We start from the raw sequence: 17245 nt of genomic DNA, 5'->3' as shown, positions 1-17245 counted from the left end.
CCCTTTCTTTTTCTGTATAATAAAAAGAAAGGGAGTGCAAACTTATTTATGAACAAATGGATCTTTCTTATCATTTTATTATTACCGCCACTATATATCATTTATATGACGTTTAGAATGAACAAAGTTGCTCGTGAAAAGTTGAGCTATCACTCTCCGTACGTTCTTATACTGGGTGCAAAGTTATTTGGAGATAGACCGTCTTTATCTCTTCAAAATCGTTTGGATGTAGCGTTGGAGTATTTATTTTCCCATCCTGAAGCGAAAATAATTGTTTCAGGTGGTCAAGGAGAAGATGAAGATATACCGGAAGCTCACAGCATGAGAAACTATTTAATGGTACACGGTATAGATGAGAGTCGTATTTTAATAGAAGATCAATCTACAAATACGTATGAAAACTTAAAGTTTAGTATGGATTTATATAATGTGAAACATGCGGTAGTTGTAAGTAATACGTATCATTTATATCGAACGAAAATAATTGCAAAGCGTTTAGGCATGAAGATGGAGGCACTAGCTGCTGAAACACCAATTCGTTCTAAGAGAAAAATGTATGTTCGCGAATATGCTGCTATTATGAAAACAATATTGTTCGACCGTTAGAGCTCAAATGTGAGCTCTTTTTTAATTTAAAAGCGTATCATTTGAAATGAATGCCATATTCCATCAAAATAAAGGAAACAACAGTAAAGGAGTTGTATTTGTGATTCAATTTAATCATGTGTCAAAATCGTATGAAGATGGCACGAAAGCAGTGGATTCATTGCATTTAGAAATTAAAAAGGGAGAATTTTTTGTTCTTATCGGTCCGAGTGGTTGCGGGAAAACCACGACAATGAAGATGATTAATCGTTTAATCGAAACGACTGAAGGATCGATTTTAATCGATGGAAAAGATATTCAACAATATAATATAAACGAATTACGTTGGGATATAGGATACGTGTTGCAACAGATTGCTTTGTTTCCTCATATGACAATCGCTGAAAATATTGCAGTTGTTCCTGAAATGAGGCAATGGAGCAAAAAAGAAATTAAAGCACGCGTCGATGACTTGTTACATATGGTTGGATTAGAGCCGGATATATATCGAGATCGTATGCCTGATGAATTGTCAGGAGGACAAAAACAACGTGTCGGTGTCGTGCGAGCATTAGCCGCAAACCCGAAAATCGTTCTTATGGATGAACCATTTAGTGCGTTAGATCCATTAAGTAGGGAACAGCTTCAGAAGGATATTGTACAGTTGCAAAAAAAGATTCAAAAAACAATCGTGTTCGTAACACATGATATGCAAGAAGCATTATCACTTGGAGATCGCATTTGTATTATGAAAGAAGGAAAAGTTGTTCAACTAGATACACCAGAAGGAATTATACATAATCCGAAAAATGAATTTGTAGAGGAGTTCATTGGAAATCATGGGCGAACTTGGTATGAGGGGAAAAGTGTAGCAGATGTATTGCCACTTGATCAAAGTGTGCAATTAGAAGGGCAGGCGCTATCATTACATTCTTCCTTACAAGAAGCACTAGTTCGTGTGCGTGATGAAGAGGTCGTTCCAGTTGAAGAAAACGGTCAATATATTGGAGCGTTAACAAGTCGTCATATTGTCAATTACATTGTTGAACAAATGAAGGAAAGAGGCTAAACAGTGACTAATTTTATACAAACGTTCCAAGAACGAAAAATAGAATTACTAACTGCATTAAGTGAGCATTTACAAATATCGCTTATTTCATTATTTTTTGCAGTAATTATAGCAGTGCCACTTGGCATCTTATTAACAAGAAAAGAACGAATGGCTGAATTTATAATAGGAACTTCTGCAGTAATGCAGACAGTGCCATCACTTGCATTGCTTGGACTCTTAATTCCGTTAGTAGGAATCGGAAAACTTCCAGCGATTATCGCATTAGTTGTGTATGCACTATTACCTATTTTACGAAATACATATACAGGAATAAGGGAATTAGATGAATCTCTAATAGAAGCCGCGAAAGCTATGGGGATGAATAGTTGGAGAAGATTGTGGAAGGTAGAACTTCCTCTTGCATTGCCTATTATTATGGCCGGTATTCGTACAGCGATGGTATTAATTGTTGGAACGGCTACATTAGCAGCTCTCATTGGTGCTGGTGGGCTCGGTAAGCTTATATTATTAGGTATAGATCGAAATGATCATGCACTTATCATTTTAGGGGCCGTACCAGCCGCGTTACTCGCTTTATTCTTTGATATAGTACTTCGCATACTTGAACGACCGAAACGCTCTTCTAAGCGTGTTATATTGACGATATGTATTGTTTGTATAATGATTGCTTCTCCATTTCTTTGGAGTACAGAAAAGAAAGATATTGTTATTGCGGGCAAACTTGGATCAGAACCTGAAATTTTAATTCAAATGTATAAGCAGCTTATTGAACAAGATACAGATTTACACGTACAATTAAAACCAGGTCTTGGGAAAACAGCATTTGTATTTGAAGCGTTGAAATCAGGGGAAGTAGATATATACCCAGAATTTTCAGGAACAGCTTTATCTACTTTCGTGAAAGAAGAACCAAAGAGTACAAATCGTGATGAAGTATATGAGCAGGCTCGCGTTGGAATGGAAAAGAAATATAATATGATTATGTTGAAGCCAATGGAGTATAACAATACATATGCACTAGCCATGCCGAAAAAAATAGCAGATCAAAAGAATATAAATACAATTTCTGATTTAGGGAATGTTGCGCAGGAAGCCAAAGTAGGATTTACATTGGAATTTGCTGATCGTGAAGATGGTTATAAAGGAATGCAAAAATTATATAACTATAAGTTCTCAAATGTTAAAACGATGGAGCCGAAGCTGCGTTATAGCGCAATTGAATCTGGAGATGTTAACGTAATTGATGCATATTCAACAGATAGTGAATTGGAGCAATACGGACTGAAAGTGCTAAAAGATGATAAAGGGTTATTCCCACCTTATCAAGGAGCACCATTATTAAGAAAAGAAACGTTACAGAAATATCCTGAACTTGAAAAGGTATTAAATAAATTATCTGGAAAGATTACAGATGAAGAAATGCGAAAAATGAATTATGAAGTTAACGTAAATGGTAAAAGTAGTGAAGAAGTCGCAAAACAATTTTTACAAAAAGAGAATTTACTTCGTTAAATTTACAAGAAATATACAAATTTATATGTTTGAAATGACCGTTCATTACAAAATGAGCGGTTTTTTTGTGCATACTTATACATTTTTTCAAAAAAGTATTCCATTTTTGCTCATTTTCTTTTAGAATAAGTAATGTTTTCCTGAAAAAATATAAGAGAAACGTCTATTAGAGAAAAAGGTGACTTTAATAGTTGAACGAACATAACACCTAGAATGACAGATGGGGTGGTACAAATAGAAAAGAAGTTAGGATTTTTTCCATTAATCGCATTAGTAGTTGGAACAATGGTTGGTGGCGGTGTTTTTAGTTTACCGCATGATTTAGCAGTAGGAGCAAACAGTGGTGCAATAATAATTGGCTGGTGTATTACAGCGATGGGAATGATTCCCCTTGCGCTCGTATATCAAACGTTAGCAAGACAAAAACCGGAACTTGAAGGTGGAATTTATAGTTATGCACGTGCTGGTTTTGGTGAATATATTGGATTTAATAGTGCTTGGGGATATTGGCTAGCAGGAATCTTAGGTAATGTCGCAACAATTATGTTACTGTTTAGTACATTAGGTTATTTCTTTCCAATTTTCAAAGGAGGAAATAATGTTGCGTCTATCGTTGGGGCATCACTTTTATTATGGACACTTCATTTTCTAATTTTATTTGGGATCCGTGAAGCTTCTATTATGAATGTTATCGCAACAATAGGGAAGTTAGTTCCAATCGTTTTATTTATTGTTGTAATGGTAACAGCCTTTCGCTGGGACACATTTACACATGATTTTTGGGGAGAAGGAACGATCTCACTTTCCGCTATACTTGGTCAAGTGAAAAATACAATGCTTGTAACACTTTGGGTTTTCATTGGAGTTGAAGGAGCGGTTGTATTATCTGGAAGAGCGAAGAATAGTCGAGATGTTGGTAAGGCAACAGTATTGGGACTTATTTTAGTAATGTCCATTTATATTTTAATTTCTGTCCTGTCAATGGGAGCTATGACAAGAGGCGAACTTTCTGTGTTAGAAACTCCGTCAATGGGACATGTATTAGAGCACGTTGTTGGCCCATGGGGTGCAGTTGCGATTAACATCGGATTAGTTGCTTCACTTGTCGGTACATTAATTGGCTGGTTTTTACTTGTTTCTGAAATTTCTCATGTAGCAGGAAAAGATGGCGTATTTCCGAAAGTCTTTACGAAAACAAATAAAAAGCAAACACCGCACATGGCATTATGGATTTCAAATGGTGTTGCCCAAATTATATTTATCATCGTTTTGTTTTCGGAATCGACATATCAAATTATGTATTTCATTGCATCAACATCAATTTTATTACCATATTTATTATCAGCGTTATTCCAATTTAAATTAGTCATTACAAACGAGCTAAAAGACGCAAAATTAAAGAACGGAGCGTTGGCTTTAATTGCTTCTATTTACTCTGTATGGCTTCTTTATGCAGCTGGTTTAAAGAATTTACTACTCGTTTCAATTGTGTATGGAATTGGAATTATTGTTTACACGTTTGCAAGAAAAGAACAAGGGAACCGTTGCTTTGTAGGTGCAGAGAAATATGTGATGTGGGCAATTATTGTTGCGGCTATCACATCCATATATATGTTATTAACTGGAAATATAAAAATGTAAAAAGTCCTTTTCATTTAAAGGGCTTTTTTCTTTGTTTAGAGAATATTTACTACATAAGATATTCAGGAGGGATGAGAATGGAAAAAAAAGAACAGTTGTCTAGAATAATTGATTTAGCTAGTGAGTTAAGGAAAGTATTAGTGCAAGAATCTTTTTTTAATCATCATCCTGAACTGAGAGGAGTCATTGAAAATTTAGCAAGTTCTGTTGAAAATTTGGCGGAATTACAAATAAGTAAAGATGAAAACGCTGAAGATCGATTACGTTACGTACTTGCGAAAATGAAAATTGCTCATAATGCAATTTTACAAGAGAAAAAAGCATTTCCTTCTCATTAATATAAGTTTTTATTTTGAACCTGGCGGATAACGTCAGGTTTTTTATTTCTAGTTTTTCGTTTCTTTCATACACTAAGAATAGTATGAAAAAAGAAGGTGACTAAGGTGAAATTACATAAAGCTCTTCAGCCAAGTTTTATAAAACGAATGTACTATATGAGATTTTTAGGGAAATTTACAAAAGCTGAGAAAGAGAAGAGTGGAGAGAATTTCTTTGTACAATGCTTATCGCCAATACCATTCACTTTACAGGAACAATTTACAAATGAACCATATGTATTTGAAGGGTTATGTAGCAATAAAAAGAATGAAAAAATCTTTTCGGAATTAAAGAAGAGGAAATTAGAAAAGCAACTAGTAATGTTTCGTCTTTATTATGAAAGAGGAAATGTATACGTGGAGTTAATATGTACAGAAGAACCGAAAGAAATAGCAAGCAGCTATAAAATGATTCCGGCACCTAAAGTTACAAATAATAAAAAAAGAGAATCTTTAGAACGAAAACTTAGCAACGGTTATTTATCATTTCTTATGCCAAAATTTCCGAAAGACTTTGAGCCTCCCGAATTATTGTGGCACGATGGAAGACTTTACGGAAACATATCCCTAAAGTCATCAATTAGCTCAATCGCCTATTTTGAACAGAAACGTGAATGTAAATATATAAACTGCAGTGACTGGACGAAGTATGTAGAAATAGCGGTAGAAGATCAATTATATTTTGTAAGTGATTATGTGTATGAGCAATTAAAAAAACGAATGCATGAAGAAGGTAAGCTAGTTGAAGTAGAGGATATAAAAGTACAAAAAGATGAATGGGAATGGGATGAGCGTGAATCGTCTTTTTTACAGTATGTACAAAGTATGGTGCATAATAAAGGGTTATATTTGGATGAAACGGATATTTATAATTTCCATATAAGTGTAAAAACAAATATGTTAACGATTCTTGGTGGTATACCGGGCGTTGGGAAATCACGGTTTGTGCAAACTTATGCAGAAGCATTAGGGTTACAGTATGGGGAAGAGTTGGTTTGGATTCCGATTTCGCCATCGTATCAAGAACCACATGATTTACTTGGTTACCTTCATCCAAATGGTACTTTTATTGAAAGTGAAACGAAGTTAGTTAGAACGTTAATGAAGGCGAAAGAAAATCCCAATCAACTGTATATAATCGTTTTTGATGAAATGAACATGTCTTATATTGAGCATTGGTTTACTCCGTTTCTATCTGTTCTTGAACTTGAAACAAAAAATCGTATTTTAAACTTGTATGAGGGTGTACAGGACATAGAGAATTCAATTCCATCAACAATTGAAATTGGAGAAAATATTATATTTGTAGGTACTGTGAATTTTGATGAAACAACAAAAGAGCTCTCTGATCGATTATTAGATCGAACGAACCTAATAACGTTACAGAAAATTCCGTTTTGTGAGATGGACATGGAACAGGGGAAAGTCGTATTACATCCACCTTTGAAAGTAACAGCGGGAGAATTTCGGATAAATTGGATGAGAAATAAAGCGATGATTGAAGTGTTTTCTGAAGAAGAATTAGAGCTATTAGATAAGTTGCATGTCGTATTGTCATCACATGACGCGTCTAAGGGAATTTCTTTCCGATGTGCAAATGCAATTGCGACTTATTTGCAAAACATACCGTTCCAAAATAATCATACCTATATGATCAGTAGAGAAGAGGGGTTTGATTTACAAATAAAGCAGCGTGTATTGACGAAAATCAGAGGGACCGAAATGATGGTTGGGCCTTTACTTTCTGAAGAAGCAAAAAGGGGGGCGACCTTAGTACCTCTTTTGCAATCTGCACTTGCAAACAGAGTATCTACATTTGAACACTCTTTAGCATATATACGAGAAAAACGTAGAGAACTGGAGCTGTATGGATATGCAAAATGAAGGGCGTTACGAAACAAAAATCGTTGATACGAATGAAACGCTCCCTTTTGTATTAAAGTTAATCATTGGAAATGAGGGGAAAGGAGATTATATTTTATTAAATCGTCTTTGTACATCTACTACAGCATTAGTTCAATGTATTTATAAAGTACAAGAATTAAAACCAATAAGATTGCAGTACAATTATGAAATTCCAATGAATATTACTTTTATATGGAATAAAGTATATGAGGGACAGAAAAATATAAAAGAGGCTCAATATGAAATAAATGAAAAAAAACAAAGAGTATTAATATATGAACATGGGAAAACAGAATTCTTTTATCCATGGCGCTGTGGTTTATACCATTTTGAAGTGCGTATAGAAGATACAACGTATTATGGCGCATTTCAAATCGTACCGAAAAACTTTTTTGATGATCAATTTGAAATGATTCAAGACTATGTGAAGTCAATTTTAAATGAGTTGATTTTGGATAGAGGTTACTATAAAAAGACCTTCTCTGCACTTAGCGATATTGAGGATTCTTCTTATTTAGTGTTACTTAGAAAGTTACCCCCAAAAATGAAAATGATAAAGCAAATCTTTAAGAAAATAGAATCAAGCTCAAAATTTATAAATGAATATAAATGGGAAGGAAAAGAGCGAAGGCCAACAAGAAAAGGAACTATAGTGGCAGAACGAAAACCTTATGCCAAACATTATAATCGTAAGTTTATGGAACAAAAAAATAGTAAGGAAAATGCATTTCTTAAATATAAAGCGATGCAATTTTATCATTATTTAATTGAAGCAAAAAGTTTTTTACGTCAAACAATTGAAATCTTAGAAAGAGAAAAAAAGAAAAAATCAGAAGAGTTTCAAGCCGTAAAAACGATTATACAAACAATTGAGCGTAATGGATCGGTAACTGATAGAGAGAAGCAAAAATATAAAAATATACATTTACTAAAAGAAGCCGATTTACGAAAGAGCTCAATGAAAATACAAGAATATAAAATATTGGCGCATATTGTGCATGAAAATGTACAATACTTTCAAATGTTAATGCATTCTTCGTTTTGGAGGGAAGTTACTGAAACAAGTAACATGAACTTACATGATTTACCGATACCACATCAACAATTACTACATCATTTAGAAGTGCTCCCGCAATATACGGATCAATCTCCATCGTTATTATTTGTTTATAAGCCAACGTTTTTAGTGTATGAATATTACGCTTTTTTTATCGTTATTTCAATTTTAGAGCAAATTGGTTTTGAAGCTAGAAACTCTATCCGTGAACAAATACAAGAACATTTTTATGTAGATGGATTACAAGATGGAACGACAGTAGTTTTAGAACGAGATGATATAAAGGTGCATGTTGCATTTAATGACTTAATTGAAACACATCCTCTTATTGCATTAAGTAAAGGTAGTAATTTTTACAATGGTGAGGATACGAAGAAGCCAGATATTCGCTTAGACTGTTATGTAAAAGAAGATGGGAAATACGTATATAAATCTTCTATTATTATTGAAGTGAAGTATAGTCCAATGTACAATATTTTTCAGCACGTCGGAAATACGAAAGCAACTGAGCAAATGTATAAGTACTGGTCTATAAAGTATGTAGAAGAACAGGATGGAAAGCGAGTCTATTATCGAAGGTCAATTTATGAAGTCATTTGTGTATATCCAGGAAGCCATATGCATAGTAAAAAAATTGAGTCTGGATGCGGCGTTTTCTTGCAGTTATATCCATATAAGACGAAACAAGGGGAAGAGAAATTAGCTGGAAAACATGGGATGATACAAATTTTTGAAAAATGGTTAAAAAGCATTAAGAAGTAAAAGAAATCCTTTTTCATAAAGGATTTCTTTAGATTAAGAAGAATTATATGCTGTATGGAAAGAAACATAATGTAATTTAGATTTGAAAAGTGCTACAAATGTGTTATTAAAAGGAATGTGAGCGCGGGATAAAAGTCGATTAAATTGGAATCTAATTCATTTTGCAGAATATAATAAGTCATAAATATTTTTAGTTGCATACGAAGATTTATTCTTATATGATAGATAGTGAAAGCGTTATCAAAAACAGAGCGGCGATGGGAAAGGCGGTTAAATATGTTCCAGCGTGTTCAAACAAAGGAAGAACATTTTGGGTTCGAGCAACTATGGGGAGATTTTTGTGAAGAAAGAAACTTAATGTTCGTAGAACGTAATTTAAATCCATCACGATTTTTATTAATAGAAGATGAACATCCTATTGGTACAGTAGAATGTATTAAGTATACGATACCTGAACAATCAAATTCTGAGTTTTTCTATCCGTTTTCTAAAAATGATTTAGTAAAAGATTTGAAGAATGTGTATGAAATAGGTAAGTTAAGTATTTCGAAAACGTCTCGTGGGAGAGGACATTTCAAAAGGCTAACAGCTATTTTATTTATACATGCGTTAGAAACAAAAGCTGAATGGTACATTGCAGCAGTAACAAAAAGAATGTATATGTATTTACTTACACTTGGTTTTCCAATTGAGCCAATAGATAATCCATTTCAGTTTCATGATACTTTACAAGGTGTACCAGTAAGAATTCATGCTCGAAAAGGGGTTACGCATTTGTATTCTTTAAAAGAATTTCGTGATGTGATTCAAGGGAATGCTCATGCACAGGCATTAATTGCAGAATACAGTAAAAATATTATGTTAACGAAATAAAGCGAAGTGAATATGTATAATAAAGAGAATAATATTTGTATAGGATATAACTCTTCATTAAAAAAGACCCTTATTATTTTAATAAGGGTCTAAAAATTATAATCCAAATATACTAAAAATCATTTTGCGGCGCTTCGGTTTCTTTTCTCGTTCATATGTTGGTTTTGAATCAGGAGTAATATAAATGGGTTCTTCTTTCGTTAGGGCAGCTTCTAACTTTTGAATTCGCTCTAACATTTCCTCCATTTCACGACGGTGTTGTAAAAGTTGGTACGTGACGACATCATTTGCCTTATCTTGCATTTGTTCTTCCATTCGATCAAGTCTTCTCGTAATAGTGTTTAATTGATCAGCTAATTGCTCAAAATCATTCGATGATATGTTTTGAACAATTGTATTAACTTGAGTTTTTAATTCCTCAACTTCATTTGAGGAAGCCTTTTGAGTAGATTGAGAATTTTGAGATTGCTCTATTTGAAATCGATGGTGTTCTAACATTTGATCGACATCCTCTTGTGTGAAAATAAAGTGACCATATTTGTTTTTCTCTATCGTAAGATTTAATTGTTGTGCGATCCGGACAACAGCCTTTGGGCTAACACCTAATTTCTTTGCGATAAATGGTGTTTTATATTCCAAAATAATCCCTCCTATATATATCCTGTTGAATGATTTCGAGCTATGAAGTAAGTTCCCTTCTAGTGTGACAAAAGAAGTGTGGAATCGGCAAAGAAAGTGTTTTTTCACGAAATTGAGTTGAGAAGAATAGTTCGTTTAAATAAAAATGTTTTATCGTAACATTTAGAATAATTTGACGAGTGTAAATGAATTAGATTATCATAATGATAAATATCTTTTTTATGTATGCATATAATATATAAAAAGGTGGTTGCTAATGTAGAATTTTGTTAGAGTATTAGAATGCTTACTTCACTTGAATAAAATTAAGTAGGAGGTGGCTTCCTTGCTTACAATGTAAGTAAGGAAAAGTATTTGGACATATATAGTATAAGTATAGTGATTGTTTTAATTGCTTTAACGGCATTTTTCGTTGCAGCAGAATTTGCAATTGTTAAAGTGAGAAGTTCACGAATTGACTATTTAATTGCAGAAGGAAATAATCGTGCAAAATCGGTCAAAACAGTCATTACAAACTTAGACGAATATTTATCTGCTTGTCAGCTAGGAATTACTGTTACAGCTTTAGGAATTGGGTGGTTTGGTAAACCTGCGTTAAAGCAAATGTTTGATACGCTTTTTGCAAATTGGAATATCTCTACTCAACTAGCAGACATTTTTGCTGTGATTTTAGTGTTTTTGTTAATTACTTTTTTGCATGTTGTAATAGGTGAATTGGCCCCAAAAACATTTGCAATTCAAAAATCTGAACAAGTGAGTTTACTTGTTTCTAAGCCGTTAATTTTCTTTTATCGTATTGCATTCCCATTCATTTGGCTATTAAATGGTTCAGCTCGAATCATTACGAAGCTGCTAGGGCTAAAACCGCCGAAGGGACATGATGAGGTTCATTCAGAAGAAGAATTACGGTTGTTAGTTTCAGAAAGTTATAGAAATGGTGAGATTAATCAATCTGAATATAAATATGTGAATAAAATTTTTGAATTTGATGATCGGATTGCAAAAGAAATAATGGTACCTCGAACTGAAATGAATATTATAAGTAAAGAGATGTCTGCTGAAGAAGCTCTGCAAAAAATGTCTCGTGAAAAATATACAAGGTATCCAGTTGTTGATGGCGACAAAGACCACGTAATAGGTTTTGTGAATTTTAAAGATATTTTTACTGAATTTGTACAACATAAAGCTGTTAATAAGAAGACAGTAGAGCAATATATGAGACCAATTATTTTAGTTATCGATTCTATTCCAATTCATGATTTGTTTTTGAAAATGCAAAAAGAAAGAACACATATTGCTATATTGATAGATGAATATGGTGGAACATCTGGACTTGTTACTGTTGAAGATATTCTGGAAGAAATTGTTGGAGATATTCAGGATGAGTTTGATACGGATGAGCAGCCAGAAATTCAAAAGGTTAGTGAAACGAAGACGACACTAGAGGGAAAAGTACTTGTTAGTGAAGTAAATACGTTATTTGGTTTAGGGATTGATGATGATGGTGTTGATACAATCGGTGGTTGGATTTTAACGAAGAATATAGAGATTGCTGAAGAGGATTCCATTGAAATTGAAAATTATAAGTTTTGTGTGAAAGAATTAGATGGACATTATATAAAAAGATTAGAAGTTACAAAGATAGTAGAATCGATTGTTATTTTAGAAGATGAAAAACAAATTTCGTTACAAGAGCAAATTAGCTCGTAAACTCTGCTATATAGCAGAGTTTTTTTGAGCATAATGTTTTTTGAGGGATAGGAGCTATGATACAATGACATAAGTCAAACCTTTCACTAGGTGAAGTATTGTTGTATACATATATTTGGAAGGAGAAGAAGTATGAAAAAGCATTTATATATAAATGGAGACTGGAAATCTGTAAACACGTATAAACCATTGTACGCACCATATTCTGAAGAAACATTAGCGGAAATTGCACAAGGAACGGAAGAAGATGTAAAAGAGGCTGTTACTGCTGCAAAAAATGCAATGACAAAAATGAATACATTATCTGCATATGATCGTGCGACTATTTTAGAGAAAGTTGCACAAAAAATGGATGAAAGAAGAGAAGAATTTGCAGAGATTATTGCAAAAGAAGCTGCAAAACCAATACGTGCTGCAAGGGGAGAAGTAGATCGTACTGTTCAAACGTACAAATTTGCAGCTGAAGAAGCGAAGCGTATATATGGTGAGACATTGCCATTAGACGCCGCACCTGGTGCGGATGGGCGTATCGCATATACAATCCGAAAGCCGATTGGGGTTATAGGGGCTATTACACCATTTAATTTCCCATTAAATTTAGTAGCGCATAAAGTTGGACCAGCAATTGCTGCCGGAAATACAGTTGTATTAAAGCCAGCTGATCAAACGCCATTATCATCTTATGCATTAGTTGAGTTATTTGAAGAGGCAGGATTGCCAAATGGAGCTTTAAATATCATTTCTGGCCCTGGCTCCACGGTTGGTGAGGCCATCGTCAAAAATGATTACGTTGCTTCTATTACTTTTACCGGAAGTCCAAAAGTTGGAATTGGAATAAAACAAAAGGCGGGGCTAAAACGAGTTACGTTGGAACTAGGATCAAATGCTGCTGTTATCATTGATGAAGATGTAGAGTTAACAGATGAAATAATTGAACGTGTAAAATGGGGAGCATTTGTTAATAATGGACAAGTTTGTATTTCCGTACAACGTGTTTTTGTACATGAAACGAAAATGCATGAATTTCTTTCGAAGCTGAAGAAAGCGATGGAATCAGTTGTTGTTGGTGATCCACTGCTTGAGGAAACGGATGTATCAGCTTTAATTTCAAAAAAAGATGTAGAGCGAATTGATATGTGGGTTCAAGAAGCAATTAAGGAAGGAGCAACTGTTTTATGCGGTGGTAAAAAGCGCGATGCAAGAATTTTTGAACCGACTGTATTAACAAATGTTCCAGATCATGTATCTGTGCAGTGCCAAGAAGTATTCGGCCCACTCATGACAGTAAATACATTTAAAGAATTTGATGAAGCGATTGAACAAGTAAATAATTCGCGTTACGGCTTACAGGCAGGTGTATTTACAAATAATTTAGTTAAAGCAATGCGTGCAATTGATGAGCTAGAGGTTGGTGGTGTCATGATTAATGATATACCAACGTTCAGAGTAGATCATATGCCTTATGGTGGTGTGAAAGAAAGTGGTACGGGGCGTGAAGGAATTAAATATGCAATAGAAGAAATGACAGAAATGAAATTAGTATGTATTAAAAAATAAAATAGAAAAACTTAAAACTTGCACTAAAAAACGAGTAGGAAATGTTTACGATTCCATACTCGTTTTTTACGCTTCTAGTAACTATTTAATTAAGTGTAACTTTTACTTCATTTCTTGTTTGAAAATAGTATCTTCTACATAAATTTGTTCTTTATCTACAGCAGTAGCATGAGTTAATACTAAACCGATTGGTGTTTTTGTATCTTTATTTTGAACAATTGTAAAAGGAACATTTTTTCGTTTGCTAATTTAATGTATTTTGATAAATGTGGGTAAGCAATGCCACCATTTAGGAGGAGTTGTAATGATTGAGAAGGGCGCATGCTACCCGCCACTTCAGAGTATACATTACTTTGCATTACTTGACCGATCGTTAAAGCGATTTCCACACGCTCACGTAATGTAGTTAAATACATATTACGTTCTTCTGGTTTGTTTTGCTTTTGGCCGTAAATGCCTTCTTGGAGATAATCTTCCACATTTTTATTTACCATATTTTTCACACCTTTCATTTTCTATTGTACGCAAGAATTAAAAATGATGCAAAAAAAGTCGTTTTGACTACGGAAATAATGAAAATATGTGAAGGAAAAAGGGGATTTGCATACAATTAGTTAAATAAGAAAGAAAAAATAATTTTATCAACAGAAATTAACAAAATGTGACAAAAATCTATTAACGAATCGTATTTTTTGTGTTAATATTCAAAATATAAAGGGTATTCGTCGTATGGAAATGGAGGTTTTTCCAATCGATAAGGATATTAAAGAAATATTTTGTTCACACTTGAAAAACAATAGGCACCAATTCGTAGAGAACTGGAAAAACAAAATGATAATTTCCGAAAAAGATCCATTTAAACTAGAAGTAGTTCAAAATGGAGAGGATTTACTAGAGTTAATTATCGAACTTACTATGGAAGATAAAGATATAAATTATCTTCAACCGTTATGTGAGAAAATTGCTATTGAACGTGCTGGAGCAGATGCGAATATTGGAGATTTTGTTTATAACGCAAACGTGGGAAGAAATGAACTTTTCGAAGCGATGTGTGAATTAGATGTTAGTGCTCGTGAATTGAAACCAATTATGGCAAAAATACATACTTGTTTTGACAAATTAATTTATTATACCGTTTTAAAATACTCGGAAATTATATCGAAGAATTTAGAGGAAAAACAGCAATATATTAACGAAACACATAAAGAAAGACTGACGATTTTAGGACAAATGTCAGCTAGTTTTGTACATGAATTTCGTAATCCGCTTACTTCCATTATGGGGTTTGTCAAATTATTAAAGGCAGATCATCCGAGTTTATCGTATTTAGATATTATTTCGCATGAATTAGATCAATTAAATTTTCGTATTTCGCAATTTTTACTCGTATCAAAAAAAGAAATGTGGAATGAATCGGAACGGTTTTGGCTTAATGACTTGTTTCAAGACATTATACAATTTTTATATCCGAGTTTGGTCAATGCGAATGTTTTGATTGAAAAGAATTTACCGTATCCAATTCCGCTTGTTGGTTATCGAAGTGAAGTGAGACAAGTATTTTTAAACATATTAATGAATTCAATTGATGCTCTTGAATCAATGAAAGAAGAACGAAAAATTATCATTGATGTATTTGAAGAAGATCAAGCTATTCGAATTGTGATAAAAAATAATGGACCAATGATTCCAGCTGAAAATGTAGAAACGATTTTTGAACCATTTGTAACTACTAAAAAGTTAGGAACTGGTATTGGATTATTTGTATGTAAACAAATTGTGGAAAAACATAATGGATCCATTATGTGTCGATCAGATAACGATTGGACAGAATTTCAAATTGCATTTCAAAAATAAACAGTCTACACCAAATGAATGGTGTAGACTGTTTTAATTTGTGAGTATAACGGCTTCTAATTTAGGATCTTTAGTTGAATAACCTACTATTGAAATTGTATAAATAACATTTGGTTCAACATTGAATTTCGGTATAGTCAATAAAACGTTTTTATTATCTGCGAGTGAAATTTCAATATCTGCTGTACCAGGGCTAACTTGCAAAAAATCTGTTATTTGTTTAAAGAGTACATTTTCAAATAAATGATCCCCATCTTTTAAATCTACATTTACAACAGGGGTATCTGGAGAGAAATGTGCAAACCGTATTTTTGCTTGACCAGCTGGTAAATGTGTATTATCAAGTATAGGCTGTAATTGTAGGTGATTATCACTATTTATTGCAGCAAGAGTGTAAGTATGATTTCCCATTATTGGTACCAACGCGGAAAAGATTGGAGTTTCATTTCCGACAGGAACAATGTCTATACGGTATTTACCTTGCACTAATGATAAATAAGGGCTGAATTGCTTAAATGAAATATTTTTAATAACCTTTTGTCCGTTTACTAAAATGTCAACTGCTGGTATATTTGGATCGGCATGAAAAATTCTTATATGTGACGGTAAAGCAGCTTCTTGTGAGTCTCTTGTTTCATACGCCTGTACAAGTTTTGATAGTGCATCGTAATATTTCATATATAATTCTATATATTTTTTAGGATTACGAAACTGATAGTAACGTGCGAGCTGTTCGTATTGCGTAACTTCTTGTCCATATTTTTCGATTTCAGATTGAGACATGAACATTCCTCCTTTGTCATCATTAAAACTATATGCGAAGCAAGAAAGCGGTTATGCAAAAAAAAGATTTTATAAGGGGAAAATTAAAAATTGACAACAAATATGTTGTCATAAAGAGGTGCTGGTACTTACGAGAATTTCGTAGAGTAAAGCAGTACATATGACTGCACGAAAGTAAAATAAATTCCAAATTGAAAGTGTATTTCAATTAACATATTGAATACATGTCCAAAAATCGCTAGAAAACTAGGGGTTTTTTTAATTATAGGCAAATACACATACAAAGTGATAATTGTCCTACATAAATTATAAAGGAAAGATAGTTTGAATCTGAGGAAAGGGGTGCCACTTCGGGATAGAGATATCCTGATAGTAATTGTGATGTGAATGAAGTTATGAAAAGGTTTTGTGTTATAGGCTGTAGGATGAATTTGTAAACTTCATTTTTCTATTTATTTTAGCAATTGACAGTATTAACCCATAAGAGAGCGTCATGACGAACTGATTAGTGTGGTTAATCGGTTCTTTTTTTATAGTTTAAAAATGAAAAGTTTACATATTAAATATGAATCTGAATTGATTAGTAAGGTGGGGTGTCGAAATTTGTTTTAAAATATGCAATTTAAAGTAGGATAATAGGAAGGAGTTTAACGGGAGTTCCGTCGAAGTGTACAGAATGTCGGTATTTAAGGACAGCTGGCATTATGCTATAAAAACATTTGGTGATGCAGTCATTTCATATAAAAGGGAGGGGGATTTGGGCGTATAGAAAAGGGTTGGTCTTCGTTTTCTAGTTCTGAATTTTCTGTTTTATAAATATTTTTAAGCACTCATTTGTATATTTTATAATAGTTTTTTGATAAATTCACTGCTTTTGCAGAGGATTCTTTTTTATGAAAGAAACGTCAATTTTCTTCA

The 17245-nt window shown here is 33.3% G+C and carries 13 protein-coding genes and 1 pseudogene; 11 read left to right on the top strand and 3 right to left on the bottom strand.

The features are described 5' to 3' along the window. Window positions 1-48 precede the first annotated feature (48 nt). From MR169_RS17050 to MR169_RS17015, 8 genes are all read left to right on the top strand, one after another. A complete protein-coding gene (locus tag MR169_RS17050) occupies window positions 49-606 on the top strand; it encodes a YdcF family protein (protein WP_001045711.1) in 558 nt (185 codons plus the stop codon). Between the two features lie 100 nt (window positions 607-706). Beyond that, complete coding sequence (locus MR169_RS17045) at window positions 707-1654, top strand: ABC transporter ATP-binding protein (RefSeq protein WP_000614082.1); 948 nt, start codon at window positions 707-709, stop codon at window positions 1652-1654. A gap of 3 nt (window positions 1655-1657) precedes the next feature. Further along, entirely contained in the window at window positions 1658-3169 is a 1512-nt protein-coding gene (locus MR169_RS17040; RefSeq protein WP_000181015.1) for an ABC transporter permease/substrate-binding protein, read from the top strand. 213 nt (window positions 3170-3382) lie between these two features. After that, entirely contained in the window at window positions 3383-4810 is a 1428-nt protein-coding gene (locus MR169_RS17035) for a basic amino acid/polyamine antiporter (RefSeq protein WP_000129444.1), read from the top strand. A gap of 77 nt (window positions 4811-4887) precedes the next feature. Then, window positions 4888-5148 carry a hypothetical protein gene (locus MR169_RS17030; protein ID WP_000412089.1) on the top strand — a complete coding sequence of 87 codons (261 nt, stop codon included), beginning with the start codon at window positions 4888-4890 and terminating at the stop codon, window positions 5146-5148. A gap of 105 nt (window positions 5149-5253) precedes the next feature. After that, window positions 5254-7071, top strand: a complete 1818-nt coding sequence (locus tag MR169_RS17025) for an AAA family ATPase (protein WP_000766199.1) — start codon at window positions 5254-5256, stop codon at window positions 7069-7071. Further along, entirely contained in the window at window positions 7061-8911 is a 1851-nt protein-coding gene (locus MR169_RS17020; protein ID WP_242319706.1) for a hypothetical protein, read from the top strand. The genes MR169_RS17025 and MR169_RS17020 overlap by 11 nt, the downstream gene beginning before the upstream one ends. Before the next feature lie 276 nt (window positions 8912-9187). Next, on the top strand, window positions 9188-9784 hold the full coding sequence (locus MR169_RS17015) for a hypothetical protein (protein ID WP_000487794.1): 597 nt from the start codon (window positions 9188-9190) through the stop codon (window positions 9782-9784). Between the two features lie 96 nt (window positions 9785-9880). Here MR169_RS17015 and racA read toward each other — a convergent pair whose 3' ends face one another. After that, entirely contained in the window at window positions 9881-10423 is a 543-nt protein-coding gene (racA, locus tag MR169_RS17010) for a chromosome-anchoring protein RacA (protein WP_000456022.1), read from the bottom strand. Between the two features lie 354 nt (window positions 10424-10777). Here racA and MR169_RS17005 point away from each other — a divergent pair, with 354 nt between their 5' ends. Together MR169_RS17005 and MR169_RS17000 are read left to right on the top strand one after the other, a co-directional pair. Continuing rightward, complete coding sequence (locus MR169_RS17005; protein WP_242319705.1) at window positions 10778-12133, top strand: hemolysin family protein; 1356 nt, start codon at window positions 10778-10780, stop codon at window positions 12131-12133. Between the two features lie 132 nt (window positions 12134-12265). After that, a complete protein-coding gene (locus tag MR169_RS17000) occupies window positions 12266-13690 on the top strand; it encodes an aldehyde dehydrogenase family protein (RefSeq protein ID WP_000716457.1) in 1425 nt (474 codons plus the stop codon). Between the two features lie 102 nt (window positions 13691-13792). Here the strand turns inward: MR169_RS17000 and MR169_RS16995 are convergent. Then, window positions 13793-14184, bottom strand: a pseudogene (locus tag MR169_RS16995) (YueI family protein). A gap of 235 nt (window positions 14185-14419) precedes the next feature. On the opposite strand from MR169_RS16995, the gene MR169_RS16990 reads away from it, so the two are divergent. Further along, window positions 14420-15544, top strand: a complete 1125-nt coding sequence (locus MR169_RS16990; protein WP_103897780.1) for a BA2291 family sporulation histidine kinase — start codon at window positions 14420-14422, stop codon at window positions 15542-15544. A gap of 33 nt (window positions 15545-15577) precedes the next feature. Here MR169_RS16990 and MR169_RS16985 read toward each other — a convergent pair whose 3' ends face one another. Beyond that, the gene (locus tag MR169_RS16985; RefSeq protein ID WP_000083284.1) at window positions 15578-16327 is read right to left on the bottom strand and encodes a DUF4397 domain-containing protein; all 750 of its coding nucleotides are present in this window, start codon (window positions 16325-16327) and stop codon (window positions 15578-15580) included. Between the last annotated feature and the right edge of the window lie 918 nt (window positions 16328-17245).

This window comes from Bacillus cereus group sp. BfR-BA-01349 (assembly GCF_022663795.1).
Classification (GTDB): Bacteria; Bacillota; Bacilli; order Bacillales; family Bacillaceae_G; genus Bacillus_A; species Bacillus_A cereus.
The sequence above is the reverse complement of the archived record's forward strand: the minus strand, read 5'-3'. Positions and strand labels throughout refer to the sequence as shown.